Below are 14630 nucleotides of genomic sequence, written 5' to 3' on the forward strand. Positions count from 1 at the left end.
GGTGCCCGCAAGGGGATTCCCGACCCGCGCGGCGGCCCGGCCCCCGTCCCGCGACCGCGGTCAGCCCGCGATGGCCTCGTAGAGCGAGAAGACGGCGAGGGCCGCCATGACGCCGGCGGCGATCTTGGTGATGAGCTTCAGCGGCACGTACTTCATGAGCGTGCGACCGCCCAGGATGCCGATGCCCGCGACCGCCCACAGGGCCAGTACGGCGCCGAGGCCGACGGAGACGGGGTCGTCGTAGCGCGCGGCGAGGTTCGCGGTCATGATCTGGGTCAGGTCGCCGAACTCGGCGACCAGGATCAGCATGAAGCCCGCCCCGGAGACCTTCCAGAAGGACTGGTCGGCGGGCGGCTTGACCTCCTCCTCGTCGTCGCTCTTCTTCAGGAGCAGCATCGCCGCGCCCGCGAGGAAGAGCAGTCCGACGACGGCCTGGACCAGCCGGTGGGGCAGGAGCGTGAGCACGCTGCCGGCGGCGATGGCGAGCGCGACGTGCACGGCGAAGGCGGCGGCGACGCCCGCGAAGACGTACGAGGCGCGGTAGCGGGTGCCGAGCATCAGACCGGCGAGGGCCGTCTTGTCGGGGAGTTCGGCGAGGAAGACGACGCCGAAGGCGATGGCCATGACGGTGAAGCTGAACACGGAGTGAAACCTCGATCGGTCGGGCAGGACGCCGTCGAACCGAGAGACCTGGGGTGTTTCAGGGGTCGCTTCGGCACGGCGGCGCCCTGGGGGTGGAAACGCGCGACGCGATCACGCGCGCCACACGGACAGGACACTGCGGCCGAAGGTCTCGCTGGCGGCCCGCTCACGCGGTTCGCCTCCGGGCGCCGGCTGGTGTGACCCAGCAGTATGTCGACGGTCCGGCGAAGAGCTACTCCCCTTCTGCTCCGTCCAGGGTACGTGACGACTCCCGCACCCCGAACCCGCCCGGTATGCGAGGTTGACCCCGACCCGCCCCCTTCGGGACGCCCAGATGTGTGGGGAATCTCAACTTCCGCTTGATTCCCGGACGTTGGACGCCTTGATGTGACGTGCCCATGTCGGCAACCTTTCACCTGGCGCCCGTCCCCCCGACATCCGGCGCCGCCACCATGGCCGCGACCCGCCAGGGGTCGAACGGCCACCACCCCCCGCACCAGGGAGCCCTCATGGCCCTCACGCCCACCCGCACGCCCCACGTCTACGCGCGTCGAACGGTCCGCGCCGGCGTCCTCGCCTCCGCCGTGGCACTCGCCTCCCTCACCACGCTCGTCAACGCCCCCTCCGCCCTCGCCTCCCCGCCCGCCCCGATCAGCGCGGCGGCCGCCCGCTCCTACCTGGCCACCGTCACGCCGACCACCGAGGGCTCCCTCAGCGGCTACAGCCGCACCCTCTTCCCGCACTGGGGCACCGTCTCCGGCACCTGCAACACCCGCGAGACCGTCCTCAAGCGGGACGGAGTGAACGTCGTCACCGACTCCGCCTGCGCCGCCACCGGCGGCAGCTGGTACTCCGAGTACGACGGCGCCACCTGGACCGCCGCCTCCGACGTCGACATCGACCACGTCGTCCCGCTCGCCGAGGCCTGGCGCTCCGGCGCCTCCTCCTGGACCACCGAACGCCGCCGGCAACTCGCCAACGACCTCACCCGGCCGCAGCTCATAGCCGTCACCGACAACGTCAACCAGGCCAAGGGCGACCTCGACCCCGGCAAGTGGCTGCCCTCGCGCACCGCCTACCGCTGCACGTACGCCCGCATGTGGGTCGAGGTGAAGCAGTACTACGGTCTGACCATGGACTCCGGTGAGAAGACGGCCCTGGTCAACGTCCTGAACGGCTGCTGACCCCGACTTCCCGCATTCACCCCTCCCTCTCCCCCGCCAGGGGGAGGCCAGGGCCCCCTCCCACCCCGTACCGTGATCGAAAGGGCTGCCGAGGAGGGGGAGTTGGATGGCCGGATTGCGGCTTGGGCCACTGCTGCGCTACGTCGACTGGAACACGGGCGACAGCGCCACCGTGTGGGTGGAGGCCGACCGCCCGTGCACGGCGGAAGTGCGCTGCGCCGACGGCGCGGGCGGCAGCGCCCGCACCTTCCAGATCGCCGGACACCACTACGCGCTGATACCGGTCACGGGCCTGACGGCGGGCACGACCACGGCCTACGAGGTGTTCCTCGACGGGCTGCCGGTCTGGCCCGCCGTCGACGGCCGCTTCCCGCCCAGCACGATCACCACCCCGGCGGTGGGCGGCCCCGGCCGGCCGACGCCCGAGCTGCGCATCACCTTCGGCTCCTGCCGGCAGGCCGCGCCCCCCGCCGACCGCCGCGGACCCCACGGCGCCGACGCCCTGGACACCCTCGCCGCACGGCTCGCCTCCGCACCGGACGCCACCCGCCCGGACGTCCTGCTGCTCCTCGGCGACCAGGTCTACGCCGACCAGCTGTCCCGCGAGACCCGGCAGTGGCTCGCGGCCCGCCGGGACCTTCGTGAGGCCCCCGGCGCACAGGTCGGGGACTACGAGGAGTACACCCGGCTCTACTACGAGTCCTGGCTCGACCCCGAGATCCGCTGGCTGCTGTCGACCGTGCCGAGCCTGCACATGTTCGACGACCACGACGTCATAGACGACTGGAACACCAGCGCCGCCTGGCTCGCCGAGATGCGGGCGACGCCGTGGTGGCCGGAGCGGATCCTCAGCGGGCTGATGACGTACTGGGTGTACCAGCACCTGGGCAACCTCTCCCCCGCCGAACTCGACCGGGACGCCCTGTACGCCTCGGTCCGCGCCACCCCGGACGGCACGGACGCGCTGCGGGCCTTCGCCGCCGCGGCGGACGCCGACCCCGGCTGCGTGCGCTGGAGCTACCGGCGCGACTTCGGGCGCTCGCGGCTGCTGATGGTGGACACCCGGGCCGCCCGGGTGCTCGACGAGGACGACCGGGCCATGCTCGACCCGGCCGAGCGGCAGTGGCTCCGGGAGAACGCGCTGGAGGGACACGGCGGATACGACCACCTGCTGATCGGGTCCTCCCTGCCGTGGCTGATGCCCCCGCTGATCCACGACGCGGAAGTGTGGAACGCCGCCCTGTGCCGGGGGGATCGGGGGCCCCGGTGGGCACGGATCGGCGAGGACCTGCGCCGACGCAGCGATCTGGAGCACTGGGCGGCGTTCCCGGCCTCGTTCGCGGCGCTCAGCGACCTGATCGAGGAGGTGGGTACGGGCCCCAGAGCGCCCGCGACGGTCTGCGTCCTGTCGGGGGACGTGCACCACGCGTACGTCGCCGAGCCTCGAATACCGAGCACGGCCCGGGTGTTCCAGCTGACCTGTTCCCCGGTGCACAACTCCATCCACCTGGCGGTCAAGTGGGGCTTCCGGCTGGGGTGGTCGCGGCTGGGCCGCTGGCTGGGGCGCGGCTTCTCACGGCACGGGCGGACGGGCCGGCCGCCCCTGAGCTGGCGGCGCTCGGGCGGCCCGTGGTTCGGCAACCAGCTGATGACGCTGGCGCTGGCGGGCCGCACCGCCCGACTGCACCTGGACCAGGCCCGCCGCCGCGGCTCGACCACCCGGCTGGTCACGGTCCTGGACCGCGACCTGACCGCCCCGGAGTAAACCGGCCCGGGCGGGAACGGCGGAGAGCCGAGCGCCGGAGCGCCGGGCCGAAACCGAATCCAGGCGGAGCGGGGGGAAGGGGAGGGCGGGGCGGGGGGACGGGACGGGGCGGGGGGGGAGGGCGGGGGCGGGGGGCCGGGGTGATGCCGCCGGGCGTACGCTGTATGGCTGTCAAGCCGCCCCTGCCGCTCCCCCGCGACCACGCGGCGCTTCGGACCGGGGAGTCCCGCCTTGCTTGAGACTCTGGGGTCGCTGACCGCGAGCCCCTGGATCTACGCCGTGGTGGCGCTGTCCATCCTGCTCGACGTCTTCCTGCCGGTGCTGCCCAGCGGCGTCCTGGTGATCACCGCCGCTGCGACGGCGGCCGCCGGCGCCGGGACGTCCGCGCCGGTGCCGGACGTCGCGACGCTGCTGCTCGTCGCCGCGACCTCCTCGGTGTTGGGCGACATGGCGGCGTACCGGCTCGCGCGGCGCGGCAGCGTCCGGCTGGACCGGGTCGTGGCCCGTTCGCGCCGTCTGACGCGGGCCCACGACCGCCTCGGTACGGCACTGGCCCGCGGCGGCGGCGCCCTCGTCGTGCTGGCCCGCTTCGCCCCGGCCGGCCGTTCGGTGGTGTCGCTGGGGGCGGGCAGGACGCGTCGGAAGGTGCGGGAGTTCCTGCCCTGGTCGGTCCTGGCCGGGATCACGTGGGCGGGCTACAGCGTGGCCCTGGGCTACTTCGGCACCCAGTGGCTGGGGGCGACCTGGCTGGGCCCGGTCGTCTCGCTGATCGCGCTGTTCGCGGCGGGCTCCCTCGCGGCCTTCGTCATCCGTCGCCCCCCTCCCCCCGCCGCCACCCCTGCGACCTGAGCCACCCCGCCGGTCGGGCCACCCGTACCCCGCGCCCGGGTGGGCGTAAGGGGGAAGCGCGGGCGCACCGGACGGCCGTCGGCGCCGAGCGGTGAGGGGGCCCCGCCCGCCCCGGATCACCGGCCGCCACGCCCGGCGGACGCCGCACGTCGCCCGGGTGGGTCATCGCCGTCACCCGTTCACCCGGCACCGATCGCCGCCCGGCGGCGTGGCTTCTAGCGTCCTAGGCACGGCGCGCAACCGAATCCGCGTCACATCCGTGCCCTGGCCGCGTCGTTTCGAGGAGCCCGAGGAGTTCTCTCCATGTCCCCCACGCGCTACCGGCACCGCCTGACGGGGATCGCCGCCGCGACACTCGTCGTCGCGGCCGTCACCCCCGCCACCCTGGCCTCCGCCGCCCCGTCCGCTTCCGTCTCCCCCGGCACCGTCGCCCCCGGAGGCCGGGTCAGCCTCAACATCGCGGGCTGCGGAACGAAGACCGGCAAGGCCTCCTCCACCCTTTTCGGCGACGTCTGGCTGACCCCGGGCAACCTGGAGGCGACCAACCTCTACGGAACCGCCACCGTCTCCCGCAACGCCACCACCGGCACGCACCCCGTCACCTTCGAGTGCGGCGTCGCCGGCGGGCAGCGGGTCACCGTCTCCCTCCAGGTGTCACCGGGCGCGGCGCGCGGCGGTCTCGGCGGCAGCGTCGACTCGATGAGCCCGGGGCAGATCGCGCTCGGCGGCGTGCTCGCGGCCGGCGCCCTCGGCACCGGCGCGTGGGTCCTGCGCCGCCGCACCGCGGCGACCCGCTGACGGCGCCGGCCCGCGGGGGGCGAGGAGACGCGTGCTCCCCGCCCCCCGCCGGGTCGCGGTCAGGAGGCGGCGGGGGCCCGCTGCCCGCGCACCTGGACCCCGTCGAGCAGGAGCCGGGTGGCCTCGGCGACGGCGTCGACCGCCGCCTCGAACACCTCCTGGTTGTGCGCGGCGGGGGCCCGGAAGCCGGACACCTTGCGTACGTACTGGAGCGCGGCCGCGCGGATCTCCTCCTCGGTGGCCTTCTCCGGGATCGCGGGCGGGCGCAGCGTCTTAATGGAACGGCACATGCCTCCACTATGGCGCGGCGGACGGCAGCTCGGCCCCGGAAAGCTTGAGAATCAGCCCGGCCTGCAAGCGGCCCCTGAGCGCCGGATCGGCGATCTCGTCCAGCAGGCCGATCGCCTGCTGGGTGTTCTCGGCAGCCCGCCGGTCCTCGCGCAGGGCGGCGGTCTGGGCCGCCATGTGCCGCAGGGCGACGTCGGCCCGCCGGTGGAACAGTTGCCCGACGAGGGTGACGACCAGGCCGACGGAGCTGGTCACGACCCCGACGTACACGTCGCCCGCGCTCTCGGCCTTCCACACGGCGAGGGCGACCCCGAAGAGCAGGATGGCCGCGCCGACCCCGGCGAAGCGTTGGCTGGTCGCGAAGCTGCTGCGGGCCTGGGCGAGTCCGTAGGCGTAGTACTCGACGAGGATCGGGGTGAACTCGTCGCGCCGGTCGCCGAGTACGGAGTCCTCGGCGCCGTGCGTGCCGGCGTCCACGAACCGGGGGTCGGCCGGTTGCGGTCCGGCCGGGGTGCCCGGGGCGGTGACGCCCTCCAGCAGCCGCGCCCGCTCCTCGTCGCGGCGCCGCTCGAACCGGTTCCCCCGCAACCACTCGGCGCCCACCAGCGCGGCGGCCGCCACTCCCGCCCCGACTCCGAAGACCCACTCCCCGACCGCGACCACCCGGACCACCCCCAGGAGGGACATCCCCGCCCCGTCACCCGAACAACCGCACTCTGATGCGGGGCCGTGGACCGGAACCTAGACTGACGAAGACCCGAATTATCCGGGATAAGGGAGTACGCACCATGGCCAAGCGAGGAAACAAGCGTCGCGCCCGCAAGAAGAAGAAGGCCAACCACGGCAAGCGCCCCAACGCCTGACCCCACCCCGACCCACCCGGTTCCACGACCCCGTTGCCGTCGGACCCGCACGCGAAAGGCCCCCAACCAAGATCGGTTGGGGGCCTTCGCACTGGTGGGCGCGGACGGTTTCGAACCGCCGACATCTGCTTTGTAAGAGCAGCGCTCTACCCCTGAGCTACGCACCCGTGGACGAGTGGACAGCCTACATGGCGTGCGCACTCCCCACGCAAACGCGTTCCCGTGGGGGAGAATGGATCGGGGCATGGCGGACACGGCACGGGAGTGGGATTGTGACGACGGCATCCCGGCGGTGGTTCGGGGGGCGGGACGAGAGTCGAAGGGCCGACGCGCAGGCGGCGAAGGATGCCGCCGCGGCGGCGTTCTACGCGTTGGACACGGCCCAGCGGGACCTGCGGATCTCCATCGAGACCATCGCCGCCGCGGACGGGTCTCCCGCCGCGCGGGAGGCGACCGAGGGGTTCGCGGCGCTCGGCCGGCGCATCGACGAGGTCAGCCACGTGTACATCGAGGCGGTCGACGCCCACGACCTGGACCGGGTCGATCTGGAGGGTTCGGCGGCCTCGCAGGCCCGGCAGCAGTTGACGCGCGCCAAGGACGAGCTGGTACGGGTCCAGGGGGAGCTGGAGCGGTTCGCGCAGGGGTTGCAGCCGTTGCTGGACAAGGCGGAGACCCAGCTGGCGCGGGTCGCGCCGGCGCGGGAGCGGGCGCGGGCGGCGCTGTTGGCGGCGAGTGACGCGTTGGACGCGGCGCGGGCGCGGGGTTTTCGGGCCGACGATCTGGCGGCGCGGCTGGCGGCGTTGGGGCCGGAGCTGACGAAGCTGAACCAGGGCGCTGCGCGGCACGGGGTGCAGGAGACGGTGCAGCGCGCGGATCGGATCCTGCGGGACGCGGAGGCCGTACGGGCCGAGGCGGCGCGGCTTCCGGAGCGGGCGGCGGAGGTCGACCGGCGGCTGGTGAGCCTGCGGACCCGGGCGCAGGCCCTGCGCAATCGGGCGGACCGGGTGGATCCGGTGCTCAGCGAGTTGCGTCGGCGGTTCAGTGCGGCGTGTTGGCAGGACCTCCAGCAGGTTCCGCAGGAGGCGGTGCGGGACGTGGCGCGGGCCGAGGAGCGGTTGCGGGAGGCGGGTCGGGCGCGTGAGGAGCAGCGCTGGGCCGATGTGGGGGCGCTCGTCGAGGAGGTGCGGGACGCGCTGGAGGCGACCGACGAGGCGGTGTCGGCGGCGCAGGACCGGCTGACGCGTCTGGAGGCGGTGGCGCGGGATCCGAAGGTGGAGGTGGAGCGGACCCGGTTCGCGATCCGGGACGCGCAGCGGCTGGCGATGGCGGGCCGCAGTGTGCCGGAGCAGCGGCACGCGCGTCCGTTGGACGAGGCGGTGGCCCGGGTGGAGCGGGCGGTGGCGGGGTTGGAGGGGCGGCATCCGGACTACTGGGCGTTCCTGCTGGAGATGGCGGACGTGCGGGATGCGGTGCACCGGGTGGTGGACGGCATCCGGGCGGAGCGCGGCCAGGGCTGATCCGGGCCGGCGCCGGTTCGGGCAGCGGCCGATCCGGGCCTGGGCCGATCCGGGCCGACGCCGATCCGGGCAGCGGTCGACCGGCGCCCGTCGGCCAGGGGCCCGTCGGCCAGGGGCCCCGGCCGGGCGCCCGTCGTGGCGTTTCGGGCGGTATGGGCGGATGCTGGAAGGTGCCGGGAACGGAGCAGAGGAGGGCACCATGGCTGCCCATACCGTCCACACGTCCCAGGGGTCCTATGCGCCTCACGCCGCGTACGGCTGCACGGAGCCCCATGAGCATTACGCGCCGTACGTGCCCCACGAGGGCGGCGCGGCGCCCGCGCCCCCGGCCCGCCAGGTCATCGCGCGGCGGGTCAATCGTGCCCTGCACCCCGTCAACGCGCGGCTCGACGAGCACCTGCCGACCGACCACAAGCTCAGCAAGGTGTATCGGGTGGGGGCGGGTCTGACGGGTCTGCTGCTGGTGGTCTTCGGGATCCTGGGGTTGGTGGACCGGATCGGTTTCTTCGACACGGGCGGCGACACGGTGCTGGCGCTGAACACCAACGGCGCGTTGAGCGTCCTGTCGATCTGCATCGGTGGGCTGCTCTTCGCCGGGATGCTGGTGGGAGGGACCTTCGCCTCGACGTTGAACATCGTGCTGGGCGTGCTGTTCATCGCGAGCGGCTTCGTGAACCTGGCGCTGTTGGACACGGGCCTGAACTTCCTGGCGTTCAGGATCCAGAACGTGCTGTTCAGTTTCGTCGTCGGCGTGATGCTGATGTGGTTCGGGATGTACGGGAGGGTCGGCAGCGCCCTGCCGCACGACAATCCGTACTGGCGTGCCCGTCACCCCGAGGAGGCGGCCCGTGAGCAGCGGGCGCGGGGTCGGGTGCTTCCTGCCGACGCCCGTTCCTCTTAGTCTTGGCGGCATGCCTCGTTACGAATTCCGCTGCCGGACCTGCGACGACACCTTCGAGGTCAGTCGTCCGATGGCCGAGTCCTCCGCTCCCGCCGACTGCCCCGCCGGGCACGCCGACACCGTCAAGCTGCTGTCGGCGGTCGCCGTCGGCGGGTCGGGCGCGGGGCCCGCGCCGGCCCGGCCGATGGGCGGGGGCGGCGGGGGCGGTTGCTGCGGCGGAGGTGCCTGCGGCTAGGCCGTCGAACAAGCGCCGGCCGGCCGGCCCGCGGCCGCGGGCCGGTACCGCCGGTCAACGGCCGGTGCCGCCGGTCAACGGCCGGTGCCGCCGGTCAACGGCCGGTCAGCGTTTGCGCGAGAGCGTGAGTCCGTCCGAGATCGCCAGGAGGACCGACTCCGTCCGCGGGTCGGCGTCGACGTGGTCGTTGAAGGCCCGCACGCTCGCGCCCCGGCTGTCGGGGGACTCGTCGAGGACCGTGCCGTGGAAGAGGGTGTTGTCGGTGACGATCAGGGCGCCCGGCCGCATCCGGGGGACCAGTTCCTCCCAGTAGAGGATCTGGCTCTCCTTGTCGGCGTCGATGTAGGCGAGGTCGATGTGGGGCTCGGCGGGCATGGCGCGCAGGGTGTCCAGGGCCCGGCCGATGCGCAGGTCGATGCGGTCGGCGACGCCGGCGGCCTTCCAGGCCTCGCGCCCGTACGCCGTCCACTCCTCCGAGACGTCGCAGGCGATGAGGCGTCCGTCCGCGGGCAGGGCCTGGGCCATGGACAGGGCGGAGAAGCCGGTGAAGGTGCCCACCTCGACGATGTGTCGGGCTCCCGTGAGGCGGACCAGGAAGGCCAGCAGGGGGCCCTGTTCGTGCGCCGACTGCATCATCGCCCGGTCGGGGAACCTCTCCCACGTCGTCTCGACCAACCCCCGCTGGAACTCGTCCAGCGGGGGGTTGTGTGCGAGCACGTAGGCGTAGAGCTCGTCAGTGATCTTGGTGCTGTTGCCCTTGGTCATGCGGCCAGTGTGGCAACCGCTTCCCCGAAAGCGCGGATGATTCGCTCGCCCGCCACGACTCCGGTCTCCTCCAGCGCGGTCACCGACGGCGCCGTCCAGCCGGCGTCCGCGAGTTCCCCGTGGCCCGGGCGCCACGCCCGGTCGGCCGCCAGCAGCAGGTCGGCGTCCAGGAGGGAGTCGCCGGCGGCCAGGGTGGTCGTGGCCCCCGTGCGTCGGGCGACCTCGCGCATGGCGGCGCTCTTGGTCAGCGGGCGGGGTACGGCGTAGATCTTGCGGCCCTGGAGGGAGACGGTCCAGCCCCGCTCCCCGGCCCACCCGTCGAGGCCCTTGAGCCATTCCTCGGGGACCAGGGGCCGCTCGACGACGAGGTACGCGAAGAGGTCCTCCGCCACGCGCGTCTTGCGCAGCCACGCCGGGTCGGACACGGCGAGCAGGTGCCGGTGCACCTCCTCCAGCGGGGCGCACTCGCGGGCGAGCCGCGCGGCGACGGTCCGGCGCCAGTCCCGGTCCGGGACCCCGTCCACGAGGAGCTGGCCGCCGTTGGCGCAGATCGCGTAGGGGGCGGGCCGGCCGGGGAAGCGGATCCGCTGGTACTGCTTGCGGGTGCGCGTCGTGGTCGGGACGAAGACCACCGACGGGTCGGCGCTCAGCTCCGCGAGCAGTCCGGCCGCCGTCTCCGTCATGTACGACAGCGGCTTGCTCTCGTGCACCTCGACGCACAGCAGGCGGGGGGCCTGTGCGTCGGGCATGGTCAGGCCGAGGGCGGCGGCCGAGTAGATGAGCGTGCGGTCGAGGTCGCTGGCTACGAGGACGGTCACTTGGCGGCCACTGCCTTTCCGTCGGCGCCCGTGGCGCCGCGCGTGTAGCGGGGGTGTATGAGTCCTACGCAGGTGTAGGGCAGCCCGTCGACCTCCTCGACCGGCACCCCGCGCTGCTCGGCGAGCAGGCGTACGTGGTCCAGGTCGGGGCCGGCTCCGCGACGGGCCAGGATCTTCCACGGTACGCGGCGCAGCAGCACGCGGGTGGTCTCGCCGACGCCGGGCTTGACGAGGTTCACGTCGTGGATGCCGTACTCCTCGCTGATGCGTTCGACGGCCGCCCATCCCACCCAGGTGGGGGTGCGGTCGGCGGCGAGGAGTTCCTTGACCTCTTCGGCGACGGCCTCGGCGACCTCCTCGAAGCGGGCGGCGACGGCGTCGACGAAGTCGGTGGAGACGTCGGCGCCGGCCAGCTCCCGATAGAACTTCGCGCCGTGGAAGTCGGCGGGCCCGACGAGGTCGGCCCGCAGGACGGTGCGCGAGACGAGGCCGGAGACGGTGGAGTTCAGGCAGGCGGAGGGGATCAGGAAGTCCTCGCGGGTGCCGTACGTCTTCACGCAGGAGCCGGGGTCGGCGAGGACCACGATCTCCGGGTCGAAGCCCTCGAACTCCGCGAGCGCCTCGCGCAGCTCGCGGGTGATGGCGCCCTTGCCGGTCCAGCCGTCGACGAAGACGATGTCGGCCGGGTCGTGGTGGGCGGCCAGCCAGCGCAGGGCGTTGGCGTCGATGCCCCGGCCGCGCACGATCGAGACGGCGTAGTGCGGCAGGTCCAGGCCGTGCCGGTCCCGTGCCCAGCGCCGCATGAGGACGCCGACGGGGGTGCCGGCGCGGGCCAGGGAGACCAGGACGGGGGCCGGGGAGCGTTCGGCGAGGACGGTCTCGGTGACGGTGCCGACGGCGCGGGCGATGCGGGCGGCGGAGGCGTCGAGGGCGCTGCGGTACAGGGCCTGGTAGGCGTCGGAGGGCTGGTACTCGACGGGCAGGGATTCGGCGTAGTGGGCGCCGCCCGCCTGGATGGCCTCCTCGCGTTCCTCGGTCGGCGCCTCCAGTTCCACCCCGGAGAGGTCCTGGAGGAGCCAGCCGACGTCCTCGGGGGCGTACGAGGAGAAGGCCGGGCCGCGCAGGGGTTCGGGGAGCGCGGTGGGCTCGGGCATGATCGGCTCCTGCCGGTCGGGGGCGTGCCCGGGGGTGCGGTCCGGGGTGTACGAGGGGACGACGGCCAGCAGGACGCGTCCCGCGTGCGGGGCGAGCGCGGCCAGGAGGCCGGTGTGCAGGGCGGGGGTGTCGCCGGTGGAGTCGACGACGGCGACGACGGCGTCGAAGCCGGCGCCGCGCACGTTGTACGCGTACCGGTCGCCGGGGCCGTCGGCCGGGTCGTCGTGGGCGGGGAAGACCAGGCGGGTGCGGATGGCGTAGCCGGGGTCGTCGACGGCCAGCACCGGCGAGCGGGTCGTGGTCGAGTACCGCACCTCGGCGGCCGTCCCGGACTCCTCCAGGGCGAGCGCGAGCCGCAGCGGCGCGTACATCAGCTCCTCGTTGCCGAGTACGAGGACCCGGCCGGGCGCCGTGCCGAGCGCGTCCGCGAGCTGTCGGGCCAGGTGCGGGAGGGCCGCCTCCAGGGCGGTGCGGTGCGCGGGGGTGAAGCCGTGCCGGCCCCCGTCGGGCACGCCGGCGGGCCAGTCGAGCGGGATCCGGGTGACGTGGGGGGACCGGCCGCCGGGGCGGTCGGCGCCCGGGCCGCCCGCGCCGGGGGCGGCGTCCCCATCCCCATCCCCATCCGCATCCGCGTCCGCGTCCGTGTCCGCATCCGCGGCGGCCTCGTACCTCTCGTACTCCTCGACCAGGGCCTGGCCCTTGGCCAGGACTCCCTCGGGGAGGGAGACCGTGCCGGAGGCCAGCGCGATCAGGTCCACGCGCGCGCCCAGCCCCTCGGCGAAGGCGGTCAGCCGGTCGCGGTCGGCCGGGCCCCGCATGTCCACGAGGGCGACCACGACGTAGTGACCGCGAGGGTGGCGCGCGTGCAGGTCGGCGATGGTGTTCAGGACGGTGTTGCCGGTGGAGAACTCGTCGTCGACCAGGACCAGCGGGCCGTCGCCCGCCAGCAGGAGCGGGTCCTGCGGCAGCAGCAGGTGCGAGGTGGCGTGCGAGTGGGACTCCTCGAAGCCGCCGGCCGCCTCCACGCCCGCCACCGGGCGGCGCGTGGAGTGCAGGTAGGGGGCGCCGCCCAGGCCGTCGGCGACGCAGTGCCCGAGGCCGGTCGCCGTCTCGGCGTAGCCCAGGACCACCGCCGAGGCGGCCCCCTCGTCCCCGAGCAGCTCCCGTACGCGCTCGCCGAGGCCGTACCCGGCGGCGTGGACGACGGCGGGCGACTGCGGGACATGCTTGCCCAGCACCCGCGAGACCAGCAGGTGGGCCCGCTTGGGGTTGCGCCGCAGGGCGAGCCCGAGGAGGGATTCCAGGCGCGGGGCCTCGGGGCCTCCACGGACATCGGGGGCCTCGGGAACGCCGGGTGCCCGGGGGTCGTCCGCGTCCCGCAGGCCGACGCCCAGCCGGTCCGCGACCCAGGCACCCGACCACACGGGGCCGGTCGTCTCGTCGTTCCGCGCCTTCTCCACTGCCGTTCCCGTCTCCTTCAGCGTTCCGGCGGGGACCCGCGGGGCCCGGTGGTCCGGGCTCACACCTGGAGTCCCGCCGTCAGGAGGTCGACGAAGCCGACCTCCTCCCTCGCCACACCGAAGACCTCGGCGCGCAGCATGGTGCGCTCGGCCCAGGCCCGGTGGGGCTTCACCTCGTTCATCTTGTTCGTGTACGCCGACCGCATCACTCCACCACCGAGCCGCTCGGGCCGCAGGATGTCCTGGGCGTCGCTGAACTCCTCGTGGGAGACCACCGACAGCGCGTGCACGGGCGTGACGTGCGCCGGGTGGATGCAGGTCTTGCCCAGCAGCCCGTTGGCCCGATCGAGTTCGATCTCGCGCAGCAGCCCGTCGAGGTCGTGCTCGATGAGGGCGGTGCGCAGCTCCTCCACGCCCTCCTCCAGGAAGGGGCTGCGGCGCAGCTGGGGCTTGAAGAGTCGCTGCTGGCTGCGGAAGTACTCCCAGACGGGGCCGGTGACGGTGAAGCCGGTGCCGTCGGCGCGGCTGAGGACGTTGACCACGTCGGCGATGACGCCGGCGACGATCTGGACGTCGTAGGCGGTCATGTCGGGGGTGCGGCGCAGGCCGTACACGGAGCAGAAGTCGGTGACGCCGAGGCGCAGGGCGAGGACGCGCTCGCGGTAGCGGTTGACGGTGCGCGAGATGCCCGCGAGGGCCTCGACGCGGGTTTCGAGGTGGAGGAGGTCGGGGGTCTCCAGGACCGGCATCGCGTACAGCCGGGACAGTCCGGCCCGGGCCTCGGCCTCCGCGACGGCGTCGAGGAAGGCCACTCCCCGACTCTCGGTGAACTTCGGAAGTACGAATCCGGCCAGATGTCGCACCGTACCTCCGAGCCGGCGCACCAGGTCGGGGATCTGTTCCGGGGTGCGGACGCGGATGAACAGGAGCGGCGGCTCGGCGCCCCGTTCGCTCTCGGCGTCGAGGATCGCGAACTGCCGGACGAGGTTCTCCTCGCCGTCCACGACGTCGGAGTCGCTGATGGAATCCTCCAGGCAGAGGACCATGGAGACGACTCCGCGGCCGGCCTGCTTGCGGATGTCGGCGGCGAGGGCGGGCCGGGTGGCGGGGCTGTAGAGGGTCGCGCCGAGGGCGGCGGCGAGCGTCCCGGCGGGGGAGGCCGAGGAGAACTCGATGGGCTCCTGGTGGAAGAGGCCCTTGCGGGCCATGGGCGTTATGTGCCCGAAGTGACGCATGTGCTTCCCCCGTACTGCCTCTGCGGCCCGACTGGCGTGGCCGGTAATAGTACGTACGAACACGAGTCAAGAGTTCCTCAAACACATGAAGTTCCGGTAACCCTCTCGCACCATGCCCAGCGGTCGCGTTCCGTACAAGGCCCTACGGGGGGCCG

Annotated in this window: 15 protein-coding genes and 1 tRNA gene; 8 read left to right on the top strand and 8 right to left on the bottom strand. The window is 73.6% G+C overall.

Annotated elements, in window-relative coordinates; genetic code table 11:
• Positions 1-60: 60 nt before the first annotated feature.
• Complete coding sequence (locus tag ACZ6ZI_RS02290) at positions 61-642, bottom strand: TMEM165/GDT1 family protein (RefSeq protein ID WP_469514688.1); 582 nt, start codon at positions 640-642, stop codon at positions 61-63.
• Positions 643-1151: 509 nt separating this feature from the next.
• Here ACZ6ZI_RS02290 and ACZ6ZI_RS02295 point away from each other — a divergent pair.
• From ACZ6ZI_RS02295 to ACZ6ZI_RS02310, 4 genes are all read left to right on the top strand, one after another.
• Complete coding sequence (locus ACZ6ZI_RS02295) at positions 1152-1826, top strand: HNH endonuclease family protein (RefSeq protein WP_469514692.1); 675 nt, start codon at positions 1152-1154, stop codon at positions 1824-1826.
• A 106-nt stretch (positions 1827-1932) separates the two neighbouring features.
• Entirely contained in the window at positions 1933-3591 is a 1659-nt protein-coding gene (locus ACZ6ZI_RS02300) for an alkaline phosphatase D family protein (protein ID WP_469514695.1), read from the top strand.
• Between the two features lie 231 nt (positions 3592-3822).
• A complete protein-coding gene (locus ACZ6ZI_RS02305) occupies positions 3823-4440 on the top strand; it encodes a DedA family protein (protein ID WP_469514698.1) in 618 nt (205 codons plus the stop codon).
• Between the two features lie 303 nt (positions 4441-4743).
• A complete protein-coding gene (locus ACZ6ZI_RS02310; protein WP_469514701.1) occupies positions 4744-5238 on the top strand; it encodes a hypothetical protein in 495 nt (164 codons plus the stop codon).
• A gap of 59 nt (positions 5239-5297) precedes the next feature.
• Here ACZ6ZI_RS02310 and ACZ6ZI_RS02315 read toward each other — a convergent pair whose 3' ends face one another.
• Both ACZ6ZI_RS02315 and ACZ6ZI_RS02320 read right to left on the bottom strand, forming a co-directional pair.
• On the bottom strand, positions 5298-5528 hold the full coding sequence (locus ACZ6ZI_RS02315) for a DUF2277 domain-containing protein (RefSeq protein WP_363060819.1): 231 nt from the start codon (positions 5526-5528) through the stop codon (positions 5298-5300).
• Between the two features lie 7 nt (positions 5529-5535).
• Positions 5536-6213: a TRADD-N-associated membrane domain-containing protein gene (locus ACZ6ZI_RS02320; RefSeq protein ID WP_469514704.1), complete on the bottom strand. Its 678-nt coding sequence runs from the start codon at positions 6211-6213 to the stop codon at positions 5536-5538.
• Positions 6214-6314: 101 nt separating this feature from the next.
• Between ACZ6ZI_RS02320 and ACZ6ZI_RS02325 the strand changes: the two genes are divergently transcribed.
• The gene (locus tag ACZ6ZI_RS02325; protein WP_100661309.1) at positions 6315-6389 is read left to right on the top strand and encodes a 50S ribosomal protein bL37; all 75 of its coding nucleotides are present in this window, start codon (positions 6315-6317) and stop codon (positions 6387-6389) included.
• 92 nt (positions 6390-6481) lie between these two features.
• Here the strand turns inward: ACZ6ZI_RS02325 and ACZ6ZI_RS02330 are convergent.
• Positions 6482-6556 (bottom strand) — tRNA-Val (locus tag ACZ6ZI_RS02330).
• A 105-nt stretch (positions 6557-6661) separates the two neighbouring features.
• On the opposite strand from ACZ6ZI_RS02330, the gene ACZ6ZI_RS02335 reads away from it, so the two are divergent.
• From ACZ6ZI_RS02335 to ACZ6ZI_RS02345, 3 genes are all read left to right on the top strand, one after another.
• Positions 6662-7906 carry a hypothetical protein gene (locus ACZ6ZI_RS02335; protein WP_469514707.1) on the top strand — a complete coding sequence of 415 codons (1245 nt, stop codon included), beginning with the start codon at positions 6662-6664 and terminating at the stop codon, positions 7904-7906.
• Positions 7907-8105: 199 nt separating this feature from the next.
• Entirely contained in the window at positions 8106-8807 is a 702-nt protein-coding gene (locus tag ACZ6ZI_RS02340) for a DUF4383 domain-containing protein (protein WP_469514711.1), read from the top strand.
• A gap of 10 nt (positions 8808-8817) precedes the next feature.
• On the top strand, positions 8818-9042 hold the full coding sequence (locus ACZ6ZI_RS02345) for an FmdB family zinc ribbon protein (RefSeq protein ID WP_469514714.1): 225 nt from the start codon (positions 8818-8820) through the stop codon (positions 9040-9042).
• A 105-nt stretch (positions 9043-9147) separates the two neighbouring features.
• Here the strand turns inward: ACZ6ZI_RS02345 and ACZ6ZI_RS02350 are convergent, their stop codons facing one another.
• Genes ACZ6ZI_RS02350 through ACZ6ZI_RS02365 form a run of 4 tightly spaced genes read right to left on the bottom strand, consistent with a single transcriptional unit; the run spans position 9148 to position 14475 of the window.
• On the bottom strand, positions 9148-9807 hold the full coding sequence (locus ACZ6ZI_RS02350) for an O-methyltransferase (protein WP_469514716.1): 660 nt from the start codon (positions 9805-9807) through the stop codon (positions 9148-9150).
• The gene (locus ACZ6ZI_RS02355; RefSeq protein WP_469514720.1) at positions 9804-10625 is read right to left on the bottom strand and encodes an HAD family hydrolase; all 822 of its coding nucleotides are present in this window, start codon (positions 10623-10625) and stop codon (positions 9804-9806) included. Before ACZ6ZI_RS02355 ends, ACZ6ZI_RS02350 begins: the two co-directional genes overlap by 4 nt.
• Complete coding sequence (locus ACZ6ZI_RS02360; RefSeq protein ID WP_469514724.1) at positions 10622-13240, bottom strand: phosphoribosyltransferase; 2619 nt, start codon at positions 13238-13240, stop codon at positions 10622-10624. The genes ACZ6ZI_RS02355 and ACZ6ZI_RS02360 overlap by 4 nt, the downstream gene beginning before the upstream one ends.
• Before the next feature lie 59 nt (positions 13241-13299).
• The gene (locus tag ACZ6ZI_RS02365) at positions 13300-14475 is read right to left on the bottom strand and encodes an HpcH/HpaI aldolase/citrate lyase family protein (protein ID WP_469514726.1); all 1176 of its coding nucleotides are present in this window, start codon (positions 14473-14475) and stop codon (positions 13300-13302) included.
• Between the last annotated feature and the right edge of the window lie 155 nt (positions 14476-14630).

This window comes from Streptomyces sp. NPDC103540, from assembly GCF_055584445.1.